At 67.8% G+C, this 20,821-nt stretch carries 20 protein-coding genes; 10 read left to right on the forward strand and 10 right to left on the reverse strand.

From position 1 onward, the window contains the following. The 3 genes from gnd to blaI form a co-directional block, all read right to left on the reverse strand. Complete coding sequence (gnd, locus tag AC5Y46_RS08275; RefSeq protein ID WP_499990655.1) at positions 1-1,458, reverse strand: NADP-dependent phosphogluconate dehydrogenase; 1,458 nt, start codon at positions 1,456-1,458, stop codon at positions 1-3. A gap of 104 nt (positions 1,459-1,562) precedes the next feature. Further along, positions 1,563-2,507: a M56 family metallopeptidase gene (locus AC5Y46_RS08280; protein WP_499942393.1), complete on the reverse strand. Its 945-nt coding sequence runs from the start codon at positions 2,505-2,507 to the stop codon at positions 1,563-1,565. 14 nt (positions 2,508-2,521) lie between these two features. Further along, on the reverse strand, positions 2,522-2,938 hold the full coding sequence (gene blaI / locus AC5Y46_RS08285) for a transcriptional repressor BlaI (RefSeq protein ID WP_499942391.1): 417 nt from the start codon (positions 2,936-2,938) through the stop codon (positions 2,522-2,524). Between the two features lie 304 nt (positions 2,939-3,242). Here blaI and AC5Y46_RS08290 point away from each other — a divergent pair, with 304 nt between their 5' ends. Next, positions 3,243-3,653, forward strand: a complete 411-nt coding sequence (locus AC5Y46_RS08290; RefSeq protein WP_499990658.1) for a PaaI family thioesterase — start codon at positions 3,243-3,245, stop codon at positions 3,651-3,653. Between the two features lie 3 nt (positions 3,654-3,656). Here the strand turns inward: AC5Y46_RS08290 and AC5Y46_RS08295 are convergent, their stop codons facing one another. From AC5Y46_RS08295 to AC5Y46_RS08305, 3 genes are all read right to left on the reverse strand, one after another. Beyond that, positions 3,657-5,045, reverse strand: coding sequence for an NAD(P)/FAD-dependent oxidoreductase (locus tag AC5Y46_RS08295; protein WP_499946822.1), 1,389 nt, complete (start codon positions 5,043-5,045; stop codon positions 3,657-3,659). A gap of 139 nt (positions 5,046-5,184) precedes the next feature. Beyond that, on the reverse strand, positions 5,185-6,105 hold the full coding sequence (locus tag AC5Y46_RS08300; RefSeq protein WP_499990661.1) for an LLM class F420-dependent oxidoreductase: 921 nt from the start codon (positions 6,103-6,105) through the stop codon (positions 5,185-5,187). Positions 6,106-6,144: 39 nt separating this feature from the next. Continuing rightward, on the reverse strand, positions 6,145-6,816 hold the full coding sequence (locus AC5Y46_RS08305; protein ID WP_499946820.1) for an SDR family oxidoreductase: 672 nt from the start codon (positions 6,814-6,816) through the stop codon (positions 6,145-6,147). A gap of 192 nt (positions 6,817-7,008) precedes the next feature. On the opposite strand from AC5Y46_RS08305, the gene modA reads away from it, so the two are divergent. From modA to AC5Y46_RS08335, 6 genes are all read left to right on the forward strand, one after another. Beyond that, positions 7,009-7,767: a molybdate ABC transporter substrate-binding protein gene (gene modA, locus AC5Y46_RS08310; RefSeq protein ID WP_499946819.1), complete on the forward strand. Its 759-nt coding sequence runs from the start codon at positions 7,009-7,011 to the stop codon at positions 7,765-7,767. Then, positions 7,767-8,561 carry an ABC transporter permease gene (locus AC5Y46_RS08315; RefSeq protein ID WP_499946818.1) on the forward strand — a complete coding sequence of 265 codons (795 nt, stop codon included), beginning with the start codon at positions 7,767-7,769 and terminating at the stop codon, positions 8,559-8,561. Before modA ends, AC5Y46_RS08315 begins: the two co-directional genes overlap by 1 nt. Before the next feature lie 6 nt (positions 8,562-8,567). Beyond that, entirely contained in the window at positions 8,568-9,677 is a 1,110-nt protein-coding gene (locus tag AC5Y46_RS08320; RefSeq protein WP_499946817.1) for a sulfate/molybdate ABC transporter ATP-binding protein, read from the forward strand. A gap of 80 nt (positions 9,678-9,757) precedes the next feature. Next, positions 9,758-10,879 carry an alanine and proline-rich secreted protein Apa gene (locus AC5Y46_RS08325; RefSeq protein ID WP_499946816.1) on the forward strand — a complete coding sequence of 374 codons (1,122 nt, stop codon included), beginning with the start codon at positions 9,758-9,760 and terminating at the stop codon, positions 10,877-10,879. Positions 10,880-10,966: 87 nt separating this feature from the next. Beyond that, positions 10,967-11,266 carry a GlsB/YeaQ/YmgE family stress response membrane protein gene (locus tag AC5Y46_RS08330; protein ID WP_499946815.1) on the forward strand — a complete coding sequence of 100 codons (300 nt, stop codon included), beginning with the start codon at positions 10,967-10,969 and terminating at the stop codon, positions 11,264-11,266. Between the two features lie 36 nt (positions 11,267-11,302). Then, a complete protein-coding gene (locus AC5Y46_RS08335) occupies positions 11,303-12,328 on the forward strand; it encodes a zinc-binding alcohol dehydrogenase family protein (protein WP_499946814.1) in 1,026 nt (341 codons plus the stop codon). Between the two features lies 1 nt (position 12,329). Here AC5Y46_RS08335 and AC5Y46_RS08340 read toward each other — a convergent pair whose 3' ends face one another. Both AC5Y46_RS08340 and AC5Y46_RS08345 read right to left on the reverse strand, forming a co-directional pair. Continuing rightward, entirely contained in the window at positions 12,330-13,088 is a 759-nt protein-coding gene (locus tag AC5Y46_RS08340) for a CPBP family intramembrane glutamic endopeptidase (RefSeq protein WP_499946813.1), read from the reverse strand. Between the two features lie 36 nt (positions 13,089-13,124). Then, positions 13,125-13,790, reverse strand: a complete 666-nt coding sequence (locus AC5Y46_RS08345) for an MOSC domain-containing protein (RefSeq protein WP_499946824.1) — start codon at positions 13,788-13,790, stop codon at positions 13,125-13,127. Positions 13,791-13,936: 146 nt separating this feature from the next. On the opposite strand from AC5Y46_RS08345, the gene AC5Y46_RS08350 reads away from it, so the two are divergent. Next, entirely contained in the window at positions 13,937-15,394 is a 1,458-nt protein-coding gene (locus tag AC5Y46_RS08350) for an HNH endonuclease signature motif containing protein (RefSeq protein WP_499946823.1), read from the forward strand. A 12-nt stretch (positions 15,395-15,406) separates the two neighbouring features. Here the strand turns inward: AC5Y46_RS08350 and AC5Y46_RS08355 are convergent, their stop codons facing one another. Beyond that, complete coding sequence (locus AC5Y46_RS08355; protein ID WP_499946812.1) at positions 15,407-17,791, reverse strand: phosphoketolase family protein; 2,385 nt, start codon at positions 17,789-17,791, stop codon at positions 15,407-15,409. Between the two features lie 34 nt (positions 17,792-17,825). Further along, positions 17,826-18,695: an SDR family oxidoreductase gene (locus AC5Y46_RS08360; RefSeq protein ID WP_499946811.1), complete on the reverse strand. Its 870-nt coding sequence runs from the start codon at positions 18,693-18,695 to the stop codon at positions 17,826-17,828. A gap of 33 nt (positions 18,696-18,728) precedes the next feature. Between AC5Y46_RS08360 and AC5Y46_RS08365 the strand changes: the two genes are divergently transcribed. Further along, positions 18,729-19,238 (forward strand): GNAT family N-acetyltransferase, encoded by a 510-nt coding sequence (locus AC5Y46_RS08365; RefSeq protein WP_499946810.1) that lies wholly within the window; start codon positions 18,729-18,731, stop codon positions 19,236-19,238. 80 nt (positions 19,239-19,318) lie between these two features. Further along, entirely contained in the window at positions 19,319-20,803 is a 1,485-nt protein-coding gene (locus tag AC5Y46_RS08370) for an acetyl-CoA acetyltransferase (RefSeq protein ID WP_499946809.1), read from the forward strand. Positions 20,804-20,821 lie beyond the last annotated feature (18 nt).

Raw genomic sequence — 20,821 nt, forward strand, 5'->3', positions numbered from 1 at the left:
TCAGGCAGGAACTTCGCTTCGGTCTCCGCTCCACAGGGTGTGGAACTTCTTGCTTCGGTCCTCGTCGGTGCGGCCATAGGTGTGCGCGCCGAAGAAGTCACGCAGGCCCTGGGTGAGCGCGGCGGGCAGCCGTTCGGTCCGCAACCCGTCGTAGTAGGACAACGCCGACGAGAACCCCGGAATCGGAATACCCAACTGTGTGGCAGACACCACCACCCGACGCCAACTGTCGATGGCCGCCTCGATCGCGCTGCGGAAATAGGGGGCGACGATCAACGTCGGCAAGTCGGGGTCCTCGTCGAACGCGTCCTTGATCCGGTTGAGGAACTTGGCCCGGATGATGCAGCCGCCGCGCCAGATGGTCGCCAGATCGCCCGGGGTGAGATCCCAGCCGTATTCGGCGCTGCCGGCCTGGATCTGGTTGAAGCCCTGGGCGTAGGCGATGATCTTCGACGCGTACAGGGCTTTCTTGACGTCCTCGACGAACTGCTCGGGGTCGGCCGGTTTGTCGCGCAGTTCGCCGGAAGCCAGTCCGGTGGTCGCCTTGCGCTGAGCCACCGAACCCGACAACGCACGGGCGAACACCGCCTCGGCAATGCCGGTGACCGGCACCCCGAGATCCAGCGCCGACTTCACCGTCCACCGGCCGGTGCCTTTCTGCTCGGCCTCGTCGACGATGACGTCGACGAGCGGTTTGCCGGTCTTCGCATCGGTCTGGCGCAACACCTTGGCGGTGATTTCCACCAGGAAGCTGTCCAGGTCGCCCTTGTTCCATTCGTCGAAGACGTCGGCGATCTCCGCCGCCGATTTGTCCAGTGCATCGCGCAGCAGCTGGTAGGCCTCACCGATCAGCTGCATGTCGGAGTATTCGATGCCGTTGTGCACCATCTTGACGAAATGCCCGGCGCCGTCGGGGCCGATGTGCGTGCAGCACGGCACGCCGTCGACGTGCGCGGAGATCTCTTCGAGCAGTGGCCCCAGCGATTCGTAGGATTCGGCCGGCCCGCCGGGCATGATCGACGGTCCGTTCAGCGCCCCCTCCTCGCCGCCGGAGATCCCGGCGCCGACGAAGTGCAGGCCCCGCTCGCGGATCGCCTTCTCCCGACGGATGGTGTCGGTGTAAAGGGCGTTGCCGCCGTCGATGATGATGTCGCCTTCTTCCATCGCGTCGGCGAGCTCGTTGATGACGGCGTCGGTGGGGTCACCGGCCTTGACCATGATGATGACGCGTCGCGGTTTTTCCAGGGCGGCAAGGAATTCCGGGATCGTCTCGGTGCGGACGAAGTTGCCGTCCGAGCCGTGCTCTTGCAGCAGCGCGTCGGTCTTTGCCACGGATCGGTTGTGCAGCGCGACGGTGTAGCCGTGTCGCGCGAAGTTGCGGGCCAGGTTCGAGCCCATCACCGCCAGGCCGGTGACTCCGATCTGCGCGGTCGCGGTTGGCGAATCCGACGAACTCATGTCCTGCCTCTCGGGGTTGGCGAACTATTGCTCGAGCATGTGCGGAAGCTGTTCGGAAACACACTGTCACAACGGACTGACGGCGCTACACGGGTGGGCTCGGCCTAGACGCTGACCAATCGGTGCAGCTCGGTCAGCCAGGGCACGGCCAGCGCGATAGTGGGTACCACCAGGACCGCCGCCGCCGCCAGATAAGCGGCCACCGACAACATCAGACTGTTCGGGCGGCCGGACAACCGGCGCACCCGAACCACGGTGCTGGGTCCGCCCGCGGCCAGGGCCCCCGACGGCGCCCGTCCGGACGCGCAGGCGACCAGCGCCCGGGCCAGCGGGGTGCGCCCGGTGACCCGTACCGCGGTGTCGTCGGCCAGCAATTCCACCAGCAGTCGCACCGCTCCGAGCGCGTTGGCGCTGCGCACCACGCGGGGGAAGGCGGCGTGTACGGCGGTGAATGCCTCCAGCACGAGGTCGTGACGGGCCCTCAGGTGGGCCCGCTCGTGGGTCAGGATCGCGGTGACTTCGGCGTCGGTCAGCGTATTGAGCGCCCCTTCGCTGACCACGACGCGGCTGCGCACCCCGGGCAGGCAGTAGGCCAGGGGTTGCTCGACGTCCAGCACCCGCAGGTCGCGGGTGCGCGCACACGGTTGGGCGCGCACCGAATCCCGCCCGACCAGATCCACCACCATGCGGTGGTGCGCCCGTCGGCGCCGGGTTGCGATGGCGACCCGGAGCACCGCCACCATGAGCCGGATCCCGACCAGGACGGTCAGGGCGAAGACGGTGAGGTAGGCGGCCCACAGCGGCCACCCGAGGCGGCTCTCGGCGTCCAGGATCCCGGCAGTGGGCCGACCGTCCGGACCGGGCATCAGCAACCTGCTGGCAATGGCGATGCCGGCACTGAATGTCGAGAGCACCGCGGCCAGCGCGACGGCCTGCCAGAGCACCATCGCGGCCCGGGGAGCGCGCAACGGCCACGCGGCGCGGGCCAACACAGCCGGTGTCGGGCCGGCCAGCAGCACCGCGAGGATGGTGAAGGCCAGCGCGGACACGCTGTAATTGTCCCTCAGTCGTCGGCCGGAGGTCCAGCAGATGGCGAATTGCGGTGGTGCGCTTCCAATTCGGCGAGTGCGCGGCGCAGCGCATCGGCCTCGTCGGCCCCGACACGTTCGACGAAGTGCACCAGCGCGGCTTGCCGACTGCCGGAGTCTTGCGCCTGGGCGAGCGCGTCGACCATCAACCCGGCGACCAGTTCGTCGCGGCCGTGGACGGGGGCGTAGCGGTGCGCCCTGTCGTCGCGGATCTGGGAGACCAGGTTCTTTTTCGCCAACCGCTGCAAAACGGTCATCACGGTGGTGTACGCGAGGTCGCGGCGCGCCGACAACGCTTCGTGCACCTGGCGTACGGTCTGCGGTTCGGTCATGGACCACAGGTGATCCATCACGGCCCGTTCCAGATCCCCCAGCCGCGTCAGCTTGGCCATAGTTCATCTCCTGAGCGTTGGTACCAGCGTACTCCGGCTTACTACCGAGTGTCGTACCCGATGTTGCGCGAATCGGCATTTCGTTGAACGACTCTTCCAGACACCCTACGCAATCAATGCTTGCAATATTAGGGCAGCCTTGCCTATGCTAGCTGTGGTCGAGCAACAAGGACCGCGGAAGTGTCCTGAGGGCTGCAGTGACCCCCGGTCTACTCGATCGGCGAGCCCCGTGCCTGGTGCACGGGGCTCGCCTGTTTTTCGGGGGTGGACAACAACCGGAGACGAGTCGTGTAGACACAAGGGCGTGTCGCCTGCGCCTGACCCGGATTCCGTCGAGTTCTCCGCCCCGTTCGACCAGCAGCTTGGTCTGCGGTTCACCGAACTGAGTCCCGACGGGGCACGCGCGCAACTCGAGGTCAAGCCCGCGCTGCTGCAGCCGATGGGCCTGGTACACGGCGGGGTCTACTGCTCGATGATCGAGAGCATGGCGAGCGTGGCGGCTTACACCTGGCTGGCCGAGCATGGCGGCGGCAACGTGGTGGGCGTCAACAACAACACCGACTTCCTGCGTGCCATCAAATCAGGCACCGTCTACGGCACGGCCGATCCGGTGCACCGTGGCCGCCGCCAGCAGCTGTGGCAGGTGACGATCACCGACGACGACGGTCGGCTGGTCGCGCGCGGCCAGGTGCGACTGCAGAACCTGGAGGCGTGACGGTCAGCTGGCTACTTTGGTGACCGCGCTCGCTTGGGCTTCGGCCGCCAACTCCGCCAGTTGTTCGAGGCGCGTTCGAGCGAACGCCTGTTGATCGGTGATGGTCAGCTGACCGCGGCGGGTACTCAGGAACGTCACCGTCCAGGACAGCAGCGTGGTGATCTTGGTCTTGAAACCGATCAGGTACACCAGGTGCAGCACCAGCCAGATCAGCCAGGCGATGAAGCCGCTGAATTCCAGCGGCCCGATCTTGGCCACCGCCGAGAACCGCGACACCGTGGCCATCGACCCTTTGTCGAAGTACTGGAACGGCTCTCGCTCCGCTGGGTCGGCACCGGCCAGCTCCGACTTGATGTTGTTGGCGACGTACTTGGCGCCCTGGATCGCTCCCTGCGCCACGCCCGGTACACCTTCCACGGCCGCCATGTCGCCGACGACGAAGACGTTGGGGTGTCCCGGGATCGACAGGTCGGGCAACACCTGCACCCGGCCGGCCCGGTCGAGTTCGACGTCGGACTGCTCGGCCAGGTCACGACCCAGCCTGCTGGCCTGCACACCGGCGGACCACACCTTGCACGCCGACTCGATGCGCCGCTCGGTGCCGTCGGCGTCCTTGACGGTGATGCCGTTGCGGTCCACGTCGGTGACCATGGCACCGAGCTGGATTTCCACGCCCAGCTTCTCCAACCGTCTGGCGGCGCGCTCGCCGAGCTTCTCACCCATCGGCGGCAGCACGGCGGGGGCGGCATCGAGCAGGATCACCCGAGCTTTGGTCGAGTCGATGTGCCGAAACGCCCCCTTGAGGGTGTGTTCGGCCAATTCGGCGATCTGCCCGGCCATCTCGACGCCGGTGGGACCCGCGCCGACAACGGTGAAGGTGAGCAGTTTGGCGCGTCGTTCCGGGTCGCTGGACCGCTCGGCCTGTTCGAAGGCGCTCAAGATACGGCCACGCAGTTCCAGCGCGTCGTCGATGGACTTCATCCCGGGGGCGAACTCGGCGAAATGGTCGTTGCCGAAATAAGACTGGCCCGCGCCGGCGGCGATGATCAGGCTGTCGTAGGGCGTCTCGTAGGTGTGGCCGAGCAACTCCGACACCACGACCCGGCGGGCCAGGTCGATGTGGGTGACGTTGCCGAGCAGCACCTGCACGTTGCGCTGCTTACGCAGTACCACTCGGGTGGGTGGCGCGATTTCGCCCTCGGAGATGATGCCGGTGGCCACCTGGTACAGCAAGGGTTGAAACAGGTGATGGGTGGTGCGCGCGATCAGCTTGATGTCGACGTCGGCACGCTTGAGCTTCTTTGCCGCATTGAGTCCGCCGAAGCCTGACCCGATGATCACCACCCGATGGCGAGGGCGCGGTTCAACAGTGGGTTCTGGCTTACTGCTCATGTTTCCGCTGCTCCTGACGGGGTCTCCTTGACGGGCGACTTCAGTTAGCTATTAACACTTTTGAGCCTAGTCAACCCACCCCGGCAAAACCCAGCCACGGGCCTGTGTAATGAGCCACACTAACGATCGCGGCGTGCGGTCAGAGGCCCAACAGCGGCCGCAGCGCTTCGGCGGCAGCGGTGATCACCCCGGGAAGGTGCCCGTTCGGCAGGTTGATGATCACCCCGCCCACTCCCGCGTCGAGCACCCGGGACTGGACCTGCTCGGCGATCTGAGCGGGCCCGCCGATCGCCATCCGGGCACTGACGTTTTCCGGCAGGTGTTCCGGTTTCGCGTTCTCGTCGAGTATCACGCTCAACATCAGGCTGGTCTCCAGTGTCGCCGGGTCCCGACCGACTTCCTCGCACCGGGCTTTGACGGCGTCGATCTTGCGGGGCAGTTCGTCGAATGCCGCGATGATGTTGAGATGGTCGGCGTAGCGCGCGGCGATGCCGAAGGTCTTCTTCTCGCCACTGCCCCCGATGAGGATCGGGACGCGGTCGCGGTAGCGGGGTTCGGCCAGTGCGGATTCGGCGGTGTACCAGTCGCCGGAGACGGTCGCCCGCTCGCCCTTGATCATCGGATCGATGATCTGCAACGCCTCTTCGAGCCGGTTGAACCGGTCGGTGAAGGTGCCGAACTCGAAGCCCAGCTGGCGATGTTCCAGTTCGAACCAGCCCGTCCCGAGGCCCAGAACCGCCCGTCCGCCGCTCACCACGTCCAGGGTGGTGATGATCTTGGCCAGCAGGGCGGGGTTGCGGTAGGTGTTGCCGGTGACCAGGGTGCCAAGCTGCAGCCGCTCGGTCGCGGTGGCCAGCGCGCCCAGCGCCGTGTAGGCCTCCAGCATCGGCTCGTCCGGACTGCCGATCATGGGCAGTTGGTAGAAGTGGTCCATCACGAACAGCGAGTCGTAGCCGGCGGCGTCGGCTTCGCGCGCTTGTGCGACGACGGTGGGGAACAGCTTCTCCACACCCGTGCCGTAAGAGAATCTGGGAATCTGGAAACCAAGCCGAATAGTCACGGCTCTTACCGTAGCGATCGGCGCTGAGCGCCGCGCTGATCAGGCGAACTGAGCCAGCGCGCCGTGGCTGACGTGCAGTGTCTGACCGGTGATGTGCCGGGCCGCCGGGGTGGTCAAGAACAGCGACAGCCGGGCGATCTCGGCCGCGACGGAAGCCGGGGTGCGGGACAGACCGTCATAGCCGGGCTGTGCGCTGCGGCCGCAGGCGACGGCGTTGACGGTGATGCCGCGGGTGCCGTAGACCTCGGCCTGCCCGCTGACCCAACTGGACAACGCGGCCTTGATCGCCGCGTCGACGCTGCCGGTGGCGGGGTTCTCGGGCAGCACGCTGATGATGTTGCCGCCGGAGCGCAGGTGGTCACCGACGCACTGGACGGTCAGCACCGCGGAGAGCACGGTCGCGTCCAGGGTCCGGCGCCACGCGGTGGCGGTGTCGGACAGCGAGTAGGTGCGCGGATCGCCCGCATCCCAGGTAGGTGCCGGGATGTTGACGATGGTGTCCAGATGATGCGGAAAAAGGTTGCGAGCCTCTTGGAGGCTGGCGGGGTCGGTGGTGTCGCAGACGATCGCGTCGACGTCGAGTTCTTTGGCGGCGACCTCGAGGTCGCTGCCCCGGGCGCCTACCAGGGTCACCTTGTGGCCGTCGTCACGGAAGCTCTCGGCTACCGTGCGCCCCAGATCGGTGTCCCCGCCAGTGACTACAACCTCCACGGCCTGACCTCCTCGTGTTCACCGTCGAACCCAACACACCTAGAGCGCCTCGGCTGCGAACTCAGCGTGCTACGCCACGATTGCGGTCCATGTTACTGGACAGTAGCTATTCCGGGAAACCGGACACCGCCACGACGCGCTGACGATTTGCATAACTATTCAGCCGCGGTGTCGCGGCGTTAGTTTTGACCGGTGCGCCGCCGTGGGTCGATGGTCCTTTTCATAGCGATATTGCTGCACGGGAGCCTGGCTGCGTGTCATTCGCCGGTGTCGGGGGACCGGTCGATCGTGGTGTTCGCGGCCGCGTCGTTGAACAGAGCATTCACCCAGATCGGCGAACGGTTCAGGACGGACAACCCCGGGGTGGACGTCAAGTTCGATTTCGCGGGTTCGTCCGATCTGGCCACCCAGCTGACCCAGGGCGCGACCGCCGACGTGTTCGCCTCCGCGGACACCGCACAGATGGACCGGGTCGCCGCGCAGGGACTGCTGGCCGCGGATCCGGTGAACTTCGCCGCGAACACGCTGGTCATCGTGACCGCGCCGGGCAACCCTGCGAACATCACCTCGTTGGCCGACCTGACCAGACCGGGACTGAACGTGGTGATCTGTCAGCGTCCGGTGCCGTGCGGCGCGGCCACCGCACGCGTCGAAGACGCCGGCGGGATCAAGCTGCATCCGGTCAGCGAGGAACCGAGCGTCACCGACGCCCTCAACAAGGTCACCACCGGACAAGCCGACGCCGCGCTGGTCTACGTCACCGATGCGCTCGACGCCGGGAACAAGGTGGCGACGGTTCGATTCCCCGAGGCCGCCGGTGTGCTGAACACCTATCCCATCGCGGTGCTGAAGAAAGCACCCCAATCTGGGCCGGCGCAGAAATTTCTGGCGCTGGTGACCGGCGAGACCGGGCAGCAGATCCTGGGCCGGGCGGGTTTCGTCGAGCCTTGATGCGCACGTCGACCAGTCTGCCGCGCTGGATCTACCCGCCCGCCGGGGTCGGGACGCTGTTCGTGGCACTGCCGCTGGTCGCGATTGCGGTTCAGGTCGACTGGCCGCATTTCTGGTCGCTGATCAGCAGTGACTCGTCGGCGACCGCGCTGTCGCTGAGCCTGAAGACCGCCACGGCGAGCACGGTGCTGTGCGTCCTGCTCGGCGTTCCGATGGCGCTGGTGCTGGCGCGCAGCCGGCTACGGCTGGTGCGCATCCTGCGGCCGTTGATCCTGGTGCCGCTGGTGTTGCCGCCGGTGGTAGGCGGCATCGCGTTGTTGTACGCCTTCGGCCGACTCGGTCTGGTCGGGCAATTTCTGGAGGCGGCGGGAGTCAGCATCGCTTTCAGTACCGCCGCGGTGGTGTTGGCGCAGACCTTCGTCTCGCTGCCGTTCCTGGTGATCTCCCTGGAGGGTGCCGCGCGCACCGCCGGGGCCGACTACGAGGTGGTGGCGGCGACCCTGGGCGCCCGGCCCACCACGACCTGGTGGCGAGTCACCCTGCCGCTACTGCTCCCGGGACTGGTCTCGGGCGCGGTCCTGGCTTTCGCCCGCTCGCTGGGGGAGTTCGGTGCCACCCTCACGTTCGCCGGGTCGCTGCAAGGGGTTACCCGCACGCTGCCGCTGGAGATCTACCTGCAGCGGGTGAGCGACCCGGATGCCGCGGTGGCACTGTCGCTGCTGCTGGTGGCGGTGGCGGCGTTGGTGGTGCTGGGACTCGGCGCGCGCCGCCTGACTGGGTCCGAAGCACGGTAGCCGGCGATGAGCGATCTGCAGTTGCGTGCGGTGCTGGAGGAACGGCACGTAGACGTGGAGTTGGCGGTGTCCGCCGGCGAGGTGCTGGCGGTGCTCGGACCCAACGGCGCCGGGAAGTCGACGGTCCTGCAGATCATCGCCGGCCTGGTCACGCCCGACGCGGGTGTGGTGCGGCTGGGAGATCGGGTGCTCACCGACACCGCGGCCGGGTTGAACGTGGCCACCCATCGCCGTCGAGTCGGGTTGCTACAGCAAGACTCGCTGCTGTTTCCGCACCTGGACGTCGCCGCCAACGTCGCGTTCGGGCCCCGCAGCGGCCGCACGCTTCGGCTCGGACGAGCGCGGGAAAGCCGGGCCGTGGCCCTGCGCTGGCTGGGCGAGGTGGATGCCGAGCAGTTGGCGGACCGCAAACCGCGGCAGTTGTCGGGTGGGCAGGCTCAGCGTGTGGCAATCGCCCGGGCGCTGGCGGCCGAGCCGGAGGCATTGTTGCTCGACGAGCCGTTGAGCGGCCTGGACGTGGCGGCCGCCGGCTCGATCCGTGGGGTCTTGCGCGATGTCGTAGCGCGCACCGGCTGTGCGGTCGTGTTGGTCACCCACGACCTGCTGGACGTGTTCACGCTGGCCGATCGCGTGCTGGTGCTCGAGTCGGGCAAGATCGCCGAAATCGGGCCGGCCGCCCAAGTGCTGGCCGCGCCGCGAAGCCGGTTCGGCGCCCGGTTCGCCGGCGTCAACCTGATCAGCGGAACGATCGGGTCCGACGGAGCCCTGCACAGCGGGTCCGGACAGGTCTGGCAGGGGACTGCCGGCGAGGACACTGACGTCGGCCCCGGTCAAGCTGCGGTGGCGGTCTTCGCGCCGGCGAGCGTGGCCGTGTTTCCGACCCGGCCGCACGGCAGCCCGCGCAACACCGTCGAAGTGGTCGTCGCCGAGTTGGATACCCGCGGACCCGCGGTCCTGGTACGCGGCGCGGAACAACCCGACGGGGCACCCGGGCTGGCCGCCGGCATCACCGTCGATGCCGCGGCCGATCTGCAGCTCACGACCGGCGACCGGGTCTGGTTCAGCGTCAAGGCCGGCGAAGTGGCGCTGCATCCTGCGCTGCGCCGTCATCTGTGAGCCAAGACGCCCGAACGAACTGCCAAGACACCGGGCGGGCCGTCCTTGCTTCACAGCGTCAACACGGTAGGTTCGTCGCCATGCATCAGGTTGACTCGAACCCGACCCGCCGCAAGGGACTTTGGGCGTCGTTGGCTATCGCCGCGGCGACCGGTGCCAGCGTCGTGACCATTGCATTGCCGGCCACTTCCGCCGCCGACCCGGAACCGGCGCCCCCGACGCCGACTCCGTCCTCCCAGCCTGCAGCTCCGGGAGCGCCGAACTCCCCGGCACCGGCTCCCGGGGCGAGCCCGTCCACGCCGGCGCCGCCGGCGGCAGGCGCCTCACCGGCACCGGGTGCGTCACCGGCGCCGGGCGCATCACCGGCACCCGGCGCGCCGCCCACCCCGAATGCGCAGCCAGGCGACCCCAACGCGGTCCCGCCGGCCGACCCGAACGCCCCGCCGCCCGACCCGGCGGCGCCCGAACCCGGACGGGTGACCAACGCCGTCGGTGGATTCAGCTTCGTCATCCCGGGCGGCTGGGTGGAGTCCGATGCGTCCCACCTCGACTACGGTTCGGCGCTGCTGAGCAAGTCGGCCGGTGAAGCTCCGATGCCGGGGCAGGCTCCGCCGATCGCCAACGACACCCGGATCGTGCTGGGCCGGCTGGACCAGAAGCTCTACGCGAGCGCTGAAGCCACCAACCCCAAGGCCGCCGTCCGGCTGGGTTCGGACATGGGTGAGTTCTTCATGCCGTATCCGGGCACCCGGCTGAACCAGGAGTCGGTGCCGCTCAACGCGAACGGGATCTCGGGCAGCGCGTCCTACTACGAAGTCAAGTTCAGCGACGCCAGCAAGCCGGTCGGACAGATCTGGACCGGGGTGGTCGGAACTCCGGCAGGGGCCACCCCCACGGCCGGACCTCCGCAGCGCTGGTTCGTGGTATGGCTGGGCACGTCGAACAACCCGATCGACAAGAACGCCGCGAAGATCCTGGCCGAGTCCATCCGGCCCTGGACAGCTCCCGCGGCGCCGGCTCCCGAAGGCGCTGTTCCAGGTGCCCCGGCACCTGCTCCAGGCGCTCCGGCACCTGTTCCGGGTGCCCCGGCACCCGCACCCGCTGCCCCCGCACCCGAACCGGGTGCGCCGGCGCCAGCACCCGCTCAGGCTCCCGCCGCAGGAACGCCGGCTGTGACACAGCCGCGCAGCCAACCGGCTTAGGTCGAATTAGTCACGTAGAACGGGTATACCCGACCTCACGGTCCGGCACTTGGGCTGGGCGTGTCAGTGATTGCAAGGAGACCCCTCATGGACGTCGTCGCAGCGACCGAAATTCTCGCTCGCTCAACAACTCTGACCAGCGTGGGCCTTATCGGCTACATCATCATCGGTGCTCTGGCCGGATGGATCGCCGGCAAGATCGTCAAAGGCGCCGGTTCCGGCATTCTGATGAACATCGTCATCGGCGTGGCCGGGGCACTCCTCGGCGGCTTCCTGCTCAGCTTCGCCTTCGACACCGCGTCGGGGGGCTGGTGGTTCACCTTCTTCACCGCGATCCTGGGCTCGGTGATTCTGCTCTGGATCGTCGGAAAGGTACGCAGCACGTAGCCGCCTGCGGCGGTAGTCGCGCGGCATGATGACCTGATGGCGTCACAGCCGACCTCCATGACCGCGTGGCAGGTGCGTCGGCCCGGACCGATGGACACCAAGCCACTCGAACGCGTCACCACCGAGATCCCGCGGCCCGGATCGGCAGACCTGCTGGTCGCGGTGCTGGCCTGCGGAGTGTGCCGTACCGACCTGCATGTCAGCGAGGGTGATCTGCCCGTGCACTGTGAGCGGGTGATCCCCGGCCACGAGGTCGTCGGCGAGGTCGTCGAGGTGGGATCGGCGGTCGGTAGCGCTGATTTCGCGGTGGGGGACCGGGTCGGCATCGCGTGGCTGCGTCATACCTGCGGGCAGTGCAAGTACTGCCGTCGGGGCGAGGAGAACCTGTGCCCGTTATCGCGCTACACCGGCTGGGACGCCGATGGCGGTTACGCCGAATTCGCCACCGTACCTGCCGCTTTCGCGCATCACCTGCCCAGTGGGTACGCCGACACCGAGTTGGCGCCGTTGTTGTGCGCCGGGATCATCGGATACCGGTCGCTGTTGCGCGCCGACCTGCCGCCCGGCGGACGACTGGGGTTGTACGGGTTCGGGGGCAGCGCCCACATCACCGCACAGGTGGCGCTGGCGCAGGGCGCGGAGGTCCATGTCATGACTCGCGGTGCCGCGGCGCGCGAGCTGGCGCTGGCCCTGGGTGCCGCCTCGGCTCAAGCGGCCGACGAGCCGCCCCCGGTGCCGCTGGACGCGGCGATTCTGTTCGCTCCCGTCGGCGACCTGGTGTTGCCCGCCCTCGAGGCCCTCGACCGTGGCGGCACACTATCGGTGGCAGGCATCCATCTCAGCGACATCCCGACACTGAACTATCAGCGGCATCTCTTCCAAGAGCGGCAGATCCGGTCGGTGACGTCCAACACCCGCGCCGACGCCCGCGCGTTCCTCGATTTCGCGGCCAGGCATCGCATCGAGGTCACCACGCCGGAATATGCCCTCGGACAGGCCGATCGCGCGCTGGCCGACCTCAGCTCCGGGCGGATCGCCGGCGCCGCAGTGCTGCTGGTCTGACTCAGGTCGACAGGTGCCAGACCAGGGCGGCGGCCAGGGCGCCCACCCCGTTCAGTGCCCAGTGCAGCGCGATCGGCGCGATCAAGCTGCCGCTGCGCCGACGCAACCAGCTGAACACGAACCCGGCCGCGCCCGTCGCGATGACCGCCATCGTGACCCCGGCCATCATGCCGAAGACGCCGCCGCCGAACAGGTGGGTGAAGCCGACGTTGTTGCTGGTCAGGCCCAACGACGTGGCGATGTGCCAAAATCCGAACAGCAGTGATCCGGCCAGCGCAACGCCCCGGAAACCCCACGCCCGCTGCAGCGCGCCGTGCAGCACGCCGCGGAAGACGAGTTCCTCCGGGATGACGGTTTGCAGCGGGATGATGACCATTGATGCGATCAGCGCGCCCGAGATGGTCGCGTAGTGGTTGTTCAGGAACATCGGACGGGTCATCGGCAGGAGCACCCCGACCCCGATGACCGACACCACCAACGCCACGGCGGCCAGTGCGTAGCCCATGCCGGACTTCCAGTGCTCACGCCCGAGGCCGAGTTCGGTCCAGTCCAGCCCGCGCCACCGCACCAATAGCACCAGCCCGACGGCGGCTGCCGGCACGGTCGCAATGCTGGCCCACGCAGTGGTGAAGTGCGCGACCAGGTTGGTCAGCACCAGAACGGCGACGACGACGACGATGTCGACATGAAGACGCAACCGGTCCAGCGGCGCATCGAGCGCAGCGCTGGACACCGTTGGTTGAGCGGATTGGTCGAGCATCATGACGATTCTACCGGCGCAGCGCTGAACGGCAGGCTAGCTTTGTCGCGCCGCCAGCCTGCGACGCACGTAGGTCTTCAGCTCCGCCGACAGCGCCTCCACGTCGGTCAGTTTTGAAAGTAGTTGCGGCTCAGTCATTTTTGCGCGGAACACCAGTCCGATCGTCACATCGTGATCGGGCCGGGATTCGATGGTGACCTCGTCCCCGGCCCGGACGGTTCCAGGTGTGATCACCCGCAGGTAGGCGCCGGGTTGGCCGGCTTTGGTGAAGGTCTTGATCCAGTGGTTGAGGTTCAGGAACGCGGAGAAGGTGCGGCACGGTGTCCGCGGCGCGGAGACTTCGAGCAGCAGGCCGTCGGTGCCGACCCGCCACCGTTCGCCGATCAGCGCGCCCGTGACGTCGATGCCCGACGTGGTCAGGTTTTCCCCGAACATCCCCTCGGTCAGGGTGCGCTCGAGTCGCTGTTCCCACTCGTCGAGGTCCTCGCGGGCGTAGGCGTAGACGGCTTGGTCATCGCCGCCGTGGTACTTGGGATTGCCGATCGTGTCGCCGACCAGGCCGCTGCCGAGCCCGCCGCGCATCGGCCCGGGTGCACGGACCGCAACCGGCTCGGAGGTGGGCACTTTGTCGATGCCGGTCACCTTCGACATCGCGCGTGGATCGGGATTCGTCTTGGGCTGAGCCACGTTGACTGACACCACTTTTGGCACCCGCACAGGGTAACCCGGCCGGGTTGAGGTGGCGGGTCTGCATATGTGGTATCATCGAACATATGTTCGATCAATCGTGTGAGAACCCGCCCCGGTGGCAGGACAATCCGGGGGTTTTCCACGCCTGGATCGACGACATGAGCAGGCAGTGGCATCAGGCATTGAAGACCCCCACCGAGGAGTCCCAGGATTGGGTCGCAGCGGCGCGGGCGGCGGGGCAGATGGAAAACCGGGGTGCTGCTGCGCAGTTGATGGCGATCGGTGAGTTGTTCGCCTACCGGTTGCGTCGCCACGGTGAGACCGAGGACTGGGCGATCGACACGATGGCGGGGGTCGCTGCAGAGGTGGCGGCGGGCCTCAAGATCAGCCAGCGCTGCGCGCAGGACAAACTAACCCTGGCGCGTGACATGCGCGAACGGCTACCCAAGACCGCCGCGGTGTTTTGTGCCGGGGACATCGATGTGGTCGCGTTCGCCCTGATCGCCTCGCGCACCTCGCTGATCCTCGACCCCGAGGCGCTGGCGGCGGTTGATCGCCGCATCGCGGTCAACGTCACCCGGTGGCCGTCGCTGACCCCGTCGCGGCTGGCCAAGAAGGTCGACGCGATCGTTGCCGCGGTCGACCTGGACGCGGTGCGGCGCCGCGCCAAACGCCAGCGCGACCGCCATCTGGACATCGAGAAGGAATACGACGGGACCTGCCGCGTGGAAGGTGAGCTGCGCCCCACCGATGCCCGCGCTCTAGACGCCGCGTTGAGCGCGCTGGCGGCCACGGTCTGCGTCGAGGACCCGCGCACCCCCGAACAGCGCCGCGCCGACGCCATCGAGGCCTTGAGCGCCCGCGCCACCCGGATGGCCTGCCTGTGCGGGCGCACCGACTGCAGCGCCGGCACGCGCCCACCAACATCGCCGGTGATCATCCACGTCATCGCCACCCAGGACAGCCTCAACGGCACGGCCAGCGGGGCCGCCGCGATGATCGACGCCGACGCGCTCATCACCCCCGAACTCCTGGCCGAGTTGGCGACGTCAGCCAAACAGGTGCCACTGATCCACCCCGGGTACTGCGCCCCCGAACCGCACTACCGCCCGTCGAAAGCGTTGGCCGACTTCGTGCGCTGCCGCGACCTGACCTGCCGCTGGCCGGGCTGCGACGTACCCGCCACCCAGTGTGACCTGGATCACACGATCCCGTGGTCTCAAGGCGGGCCCACCCACGCGGCCAACACCAAGTGCTACTGCCGTACCCACCATTTGGTCAAAACCTTCTGGGGCTGGACCGAAAAGCAACTGCCCGACGGCACCCTGATCCTGACCTCCCCCGCCGGCGATACCCACGTCACCACCCCCGGCAGCGCCCTGCTGTTCCCCAGCCTGTGCACCGCCGTCGGCGGCATGCCGTCCCTCGAAGCCATTGGGCCGCAAGACCATTGCGCCGAACGCGGCGCGATGATGCCCAAACGCCGCCGCACCCGCGCCCAAAACCGCGCTCACCGCGTCACCGCCGAACGACGCGCCAACCGTCGAGCCCGCCAACCCGCTTACAGCGACCGAGCCGGCCCCGCGCCGCCCGACGACGACCCGCCGCCCTTCTGAGCTCGGGTCAAATCACTCGCTCTGCTCGCCCGACGACCAGGTCCAGCCGCTGATCTCCGGGTCGTCCTCACCGTGCTCTCGGGTGTACAGGCGAGCCCCGATGCGCGCATCGGCCATCCGCTGCCGCAGCACCGCGGCACGGCTACCCAGCCCCTCGACCCGGTCGACGACGTCCATCACCAGATGGAACCGGTCCAGGTCGTTGAGCATCACCATGTCGAACGGGGTGGTGGTGGTCCCGCGCTCCTTGAATCCGCGCACATGCAGATTCCTGTGGCCTGCCCGACGGTAGGTGAGCCGGTGGATCAGCCAGGGATAACCGTGGTAAGCGAAGATGACCGGCTTGTCCTCAGTGAACAACGAGTTGTATTCGCGGTCAGGCAACCCATGCGGGTGTTCGGAGTCCGGTTGCAGGCGCATCAGGTCCACCACGTTGACGACGCGAACGGCGAGGTCGGGCAGCTCACGGCGCAGGATGTCGGCCGCGGCCAGCGTCTCCTGCGTGGGTATGTCACCCGCACAGCCCAGCACCACGTCGGGTTCACCGGTGGCGGTGCTGGCCCATTGCCAGATCCCCAGCCCGCGGGTGCAGTGCGCGATCGCCTCGTCCACGTCGAGATAGGATAGGGCCGGTTGCTTACCCGAAACGATCACGTTGATGTAGTTGCGGCTGCGCAGGCAGTGGTCGGCCACCGACAGCAACGTGTTGGCGTCGGGCGGAAGGTATACCCGGGTCAGTTCGGCGCGCTTGTTGGCAACCAGGTCGATGAACCCCGGGTCCTGATGAGACGCGCCGTTGTGGTCCTGGCGCCACACGTGCGAACTCAACAGATAGTTCAAGGAAGCAATCGGCTGGCGCCACGGTAGTTCCAGGGTGGTGGACAGCCATTTCGCGTGCTGGTTGAGCATCGAGTCGACGATGTGCACGAAGGCCTCGTAGCAGTTGAACAGCCCATGCCGCCCGGTCAGCAGGTAGCCCTCCAACCAGCCCTGGCACAGGTGCTCGGACAGCACCTCCATGACGCGGCCGTCCGGCGCCAGGTTCTCGTCGTCGGACTCGGTTTCGGAAACCCACACCTTGTCCGTCTCGGCGAACACCGCATCGAGCCGGTTGGATGCGGTTTCGTCGGGACCCATCAGCCGGAACCGGTCGGGATTGCGCTTGATGATGTCGCGCAGAAAGGTGCCGAGCACCCGGGTGGCCTCGTGCATCTGCGTCCCGGGCTCCGGCACCTCCACGGCATAGTCGCGGAAGTCCGGCAGGTCCAGATCGTGCAACAGCACTCCGCCGTTGGCGTGCGGGTTGGCACTCATCCGCCGGTCACCCTTCGGCGCCGCCTCCTTCAGGTCGGCCCGCAGCGCTCCGCCCTCGTCGAACAACTCTTCGGGACGGTAACTGCGCAGCCATTTCTCCAGCTGCTCGCGGTGCTCGGGGTTGTCGTGCGTGCCCGACAACGGGACCTGATGCGAGCGCCAGGTGCCTTCGACCTGTTTGCCGTCAACGACGGCGGGCCCGGTCCAGCCTTTCGGGGTGCGCAACAGGATCACCGGCCACACCGGTCGCTCGGTTTGCCTGCCGCTGCGGGCCGCGTCCTGGATGGCCGTGATGTCGTTGAAGGCGTCGTCCAGAGCGGCGGCCATCTGCTGATGCACGTCGGCCGGCTCGTCGCCGGCCACCGTGATGGGCCGGTAGCCATAGCCGCGCATCAACGCCTCGAGTTCGGCGTGCGGAATCCGCGACAACACCGTCGGGTTGGCGATCTTGTAGCCGTTGAGGTGCAGGATCGGCAGCACCGCGCCGTCGACGACCGGATTGAGGAACTTGTTGGAATGCCAGCTCGCGGCCAACGGCCCGGTCTCGGCCTCGCCGTCCCCGATCACGCACGCCACCACCAGATCCGGGTTGTCGAACGCCGCCCCGAAGGCGTGCACCAGCGCATAGCCGAGCTCGCCGCCCTCGTGGATCGATCCCGGCGTCTGCGCCGCGACGTGGCTGGGGATGCCGCCCGGGAAAGAGAACTGCCGGAACAGTCTGCGCAGCCCGTCGGTGTCCTCCTCGACGCCGGTGTAGATCTCGCTGTAGGTGCCCTCCAGGTAGGCGTTGGCGACCAGCCCGGGTCCGCCGTGCCCGGGCCCGGTGATGTAGATGACGTTGGCGTCGCGGTTACGGATGATCCGGTTCAGGTGTGCGTAGATGAGGTTGAGCCCCGGCGTGGTGCCCCAGTGTCCCAGCAGCCGGGGTTTGACGTGTTCGGATGCCAGCGGCTCGGTCAGCAGGGGATTGTCGAGCAGGTAGATCTGGCCGACCGACAGGAAGTTGGCGGCACGCCAGTAAGCATCGATGAGGGCCAATTCGTCGTCGGTCAGGGTCGCGGTTTCTGGACTCATGGGGCTCATGTACCCAATTCTCGCGACCCGGATGGACGCCGCGCTACGCGTCCCCCTCTTCGCCCCGGGCGCGCGCTTCATAGGCGCGGCGCTTCTCGACGTCCACGTCGTCGGTGAAGACGTGGTCGCCGCCGAGTCTCCGGTTCAAGCCTTCGGCGAGCCGGCGCGGCCAGAACTTCTGCGAGACCACCATCGCGCCGGCAACCTTGGTGATGCGCACCCGCGGTTTCGGCTTGGCCACCAAAGCTACGACGGCGTCGGCGATTTCGTTCGGTTCGGCGTTGCGGAAGCCCTTCATACCGGGCGTGCCGGCAACCAACTCGGTGTTGACGAAGGTTGGCAGCACCGCCGAGAACTGCACCCCGGCCGCGCAGTACTCCAGCCGCGCCGAGTCGGTGAAGCCGAGCACCGCGTGCTTGCTGGCGACGTAGGTCGCCAGCCCGACGATGTGCAATTCCCCCGCCAAGGAGGCGATGTTGATGACGTGGCCGCGTCTGCGCGGGACCATGCGCTGCGCGGCCAGTTTGCTGCCCAGGATGACCCCGTAGACGTTGATGTCCAGGATGCGCCGGGTGACGGCGTCGGGCTCGTCGATGACCCGGCCCACCGGCATGATGCCGGCATTGTTGATCAGCACGTCTATCGGGCCTAGCTGGCGTTCGACCTGGTCCAGGAAATCGGCGAACGACGTGGGGTCGGTGACGTCGAGCTTGCCGTACACCTCCAATCCGAGGTCGGCGCCGGACTCCTTGACCGTGGTCTCGTCGATGTCGCCGATGGCGACCTTGGCGCCCAGCTTGTGCAGTGCCGTGGCGGTGGCCAGGCCGATTCCCCGGGCGCCCCCGGTGATGACTATGACCTTGCCGCGAACGTTTGCGGCCAGCGCTGCATCGCTCGATGCCGTATCTGCCATGCCTACACGGTATGCGGGTGGACAATGGCACCGATGATCCAGGTGCGCGCGGCCGTCCCGCAGGACGCCGATGCCGTTGCGCACGTGCACGTGCGGGCCTGGCAGGCCGCCTACCGGGGGCTGATCGCCCAAGACTTTCTCGACAACCTCACCCCCGAAGCCCGGGCCCGCAGATACAACTTCGGTCAAGTCGGCATCGGCGTCCCCGTCACCCTGGTCGCCGTCCAGGACGACACCATCTGCGGATTTGCTACCACCGGCCGCTGCCGAGACGCCGACTTGGCGAATTTCGGTGAGCTGATGGCGATTTACGTCGACCCGTCGCGGCTGGGCGTCGGGATCGGGCGCTTGCTGATCGGCGCCGCGCGGGAGCGGCTCCGCGGGCTCGGCGTCGCCGGCGCGGCCCTGTGGGTCCTGCAGGACAACGCCCGCGCCAGACGGTTCTACGAGCGCGACGGCTGGCGCCCGGACGGCGCGTGCCGCACCGAGACGTACGGCGACCGGCCGGTGGACGAGGTGCGGTACCGTCGCACCCCCGTCTAGACCGCGAACGTCGGAGTCAAGGCCAGCGGGCCGGACCGGGCCCACCTGAGCGGCCGGACGCGTCGCGATAGGTTTCCACCATGCCCGTCGACCCCAGGACCCCCGTGCTGATCGGCTACGGCCAGGTCAACCACCGCGACGACGTCGACCCGGACCAGCCCGGCATCGAACCGGTCGACCTGATGGTGTCGGCCACCCGCCAGGCCGCCGGCGCGCGGGTGATCGAGGCCGTCGACACCGTGCGGGTGGTGCAGCTGCTGTCGGCGCACTATCGCAACCCTGGTCAGCTACTCGGCGAACGCCTCGGTCTGGGCACCTTCACCGCCGGCTACAGCAAAATCGGCGGCAACACCCCGCAGTCGTTGGTCAACCAGGCGTGCCTGGACATCCAGCACGGGCGGGCCGGGGTGGTACTGATTTCCGGCGCCGAAACCTGGCGAACCCGCAACGGGCTGAAGAAGTTGGGCCGACGGCTGACCTGGACCGAGCAGGACGAGTCGGTGCCGTTGCCCGAAGTCGCCGGTGACGACGTGCCGATGGCCGGCGATGCCGAGATCCGGATCAAGCTGGACCGCCCCGCCTACGTGTATCCGCTGTTCGAGCAGGCGCTGCGGATCGCCAACGACGAGTCCGTCGAGGAGCACGCCAGACGGGTCAGCGAACTGTGGGAGCGGTTCAACGCGGTGGCGGTCGACAATCCGTACGCCTGGATCCGCCGTCCGGTCAGCGCCGAGGAGATCCGGCAGCCCGGTCCGCAGAACCGGATGATCAGCTGGCCCTACACCAAGCTGATGAACTCCAACAACATGGTCGACCAGGGCGCCTCGCTGATCCTGACCTCGGTCGAGCAGGCGCAGCGCCTGCAGGTCCCGCAGGAACGCTGGGTCTACCCGCAGGCCGGCAGCGACGCCCACGACACCTCCGCGATCGGCGAGCGGGGCGAGTTGCACCGTTCGCCGGCGATCCGGATCGGCGGCGCTCGGGCGCTGGAACTGGCCGGATTGGGCATCGACGACGTCGACTACGTCGACCTGTACTCGTGCTTTCCGTCCGCGGTCCAGGTGGCGGCGAACGAGCTGGGTCTGGCCGTGGACGACCCCGCCCGCCCGCTGACGGTCACCGGCGGGCTCACCTTCGCCGGCGGCCCGTGGAACAACTACGTGACGCACTCCATCGCGACCATGGCCGAACTGCTGACGGCCAACCCCGGCCGGCGCGGACTGATCACGGCCAACGGCGGCTATCTCACCAAGCACAGCTTCGGTGTGTACAGCACCGAGCCACCTCCCGAATTCCGTTGGGAGAACGTGCAATCAGCGGTGGATCGGGAGCCCACGACGGTCGGTCCGGTCGAGTGGGAGGGCGTCGGCACCGTCGAGGCGTGGACGACGCCGTTCGATCGGGACGGGCGACCCGAGAAGGCCTTTCTCACCGTGCGCACCCCCGACGATGCGCGCGCGCTGGCCGTGATCACCGATCCAACCGAAGCCGAGGCGACGGTGCGCGACGACATCGCCGGGGCCAAGGTCGCCGTCGCCGCCGACGGCACCGCAACGTTGCGGTAACCGGCAACGGTCACGGTA

Source organism: Mycobacterium sp. NGS59 (assembly GCF_059812345.1).

Coding starts and splice junctions, on each gene's coding strand:
- gnd (WP_499990655.1), bottom strand. CDS start 1,458: ATGAGTTCGTCGGATTCGCCAACCGCGACCGCGCAGATCGGAGTCACC.
- blaI (WP_499942391.1), bottom strand. CDS start 2,938: ATGGCCAAGCTGACGCGGCTGGGGGATCTGGAACGGGCCGTGATGGAT.
- AC5Y46_RS08295 (WP_499946822.1), bottom strand. CDS start 5,045: ATGAGCAGTAAGCCAGAACCCACTGTTGAACCGCGCCCTCGCCATCGG.
- AC5Y46_RS08315 (WP_499946818.1), top strand. CDS start 7,767: ATGCGCACGTCGACCAGTCTGCCGCGCTGGATCTACCCGCCCGCCGGG.
- AC5Y46_RS08320 (WP_499946817.1), top strand. CDS start 8,568: ATGAGCGATCTGCAGTTGCGTGCGGTGCTGGAGGAACGGCACGTAGAC.
- AC5Y46_RS08325 (WP_499946816.1), top strand. CDS start 9,758: ATGCATCAGGTTGACTCGAACCCGACCCGCCGCAAGGGACTTTGGGCG.
- AC5Y46_RS08330 (WP_499946815.1), top strand. CDS start 10,967: ATGGACGTCGTCGCAGCGACCGAAATTCTCGCTCGCTCAACAACTCTG.
- AC5Y46_RS08335 (WP_499946814.1), top strand. CDS start 11,303: ATGGCGTCACAGCCGACCTCCATGACCGCGTGGCAGGTGCGTCGGCCC.
- AC5Y46_RS08340 (WP_499946813.1), bottom strand. CDS start 13,088: ATGCTCGACCAATCCGCTCAACCAACGGTGTCCAGCGCTGCGCTCGAT.
- AC5Y46_RS08350 (WP_499946823.1), top strand. CDS start 13,937: ATGAGCAGGCAGTGGCATCAGGCATTGAAGACCCCCACCGAGGAGTCC.
- AC5Y46_RS08355 (WP_499946812.1), bottom strand. CDS start 17,791: ATGAGCCCCATGAGTCCAGAAACCGCGACCCTGACCGACGACGAATTG.
- AC5Y46_RS08360 (WP_499946811.1), bottom strand. CDS start 18,695: ATGGCAGATACGGCATCGAGCGATGCAGCGCTGGCCGCAAACGTTCGC.
- AC5Y46_RS08365 (WP_499946810.1), top strand. CDS start 18,729: ATGATCCAGGTGCGCGCGGCCGTCCCGCAGGACGCCGATGCCGTTGCG.
- AC5Y46_RS08370 (WP_499946809.1), top strand. CDS start 19,319: ATGCCCGTCGACCCCAGGACCCCCGTGCTGATCGGCTACGGCCAGGTC.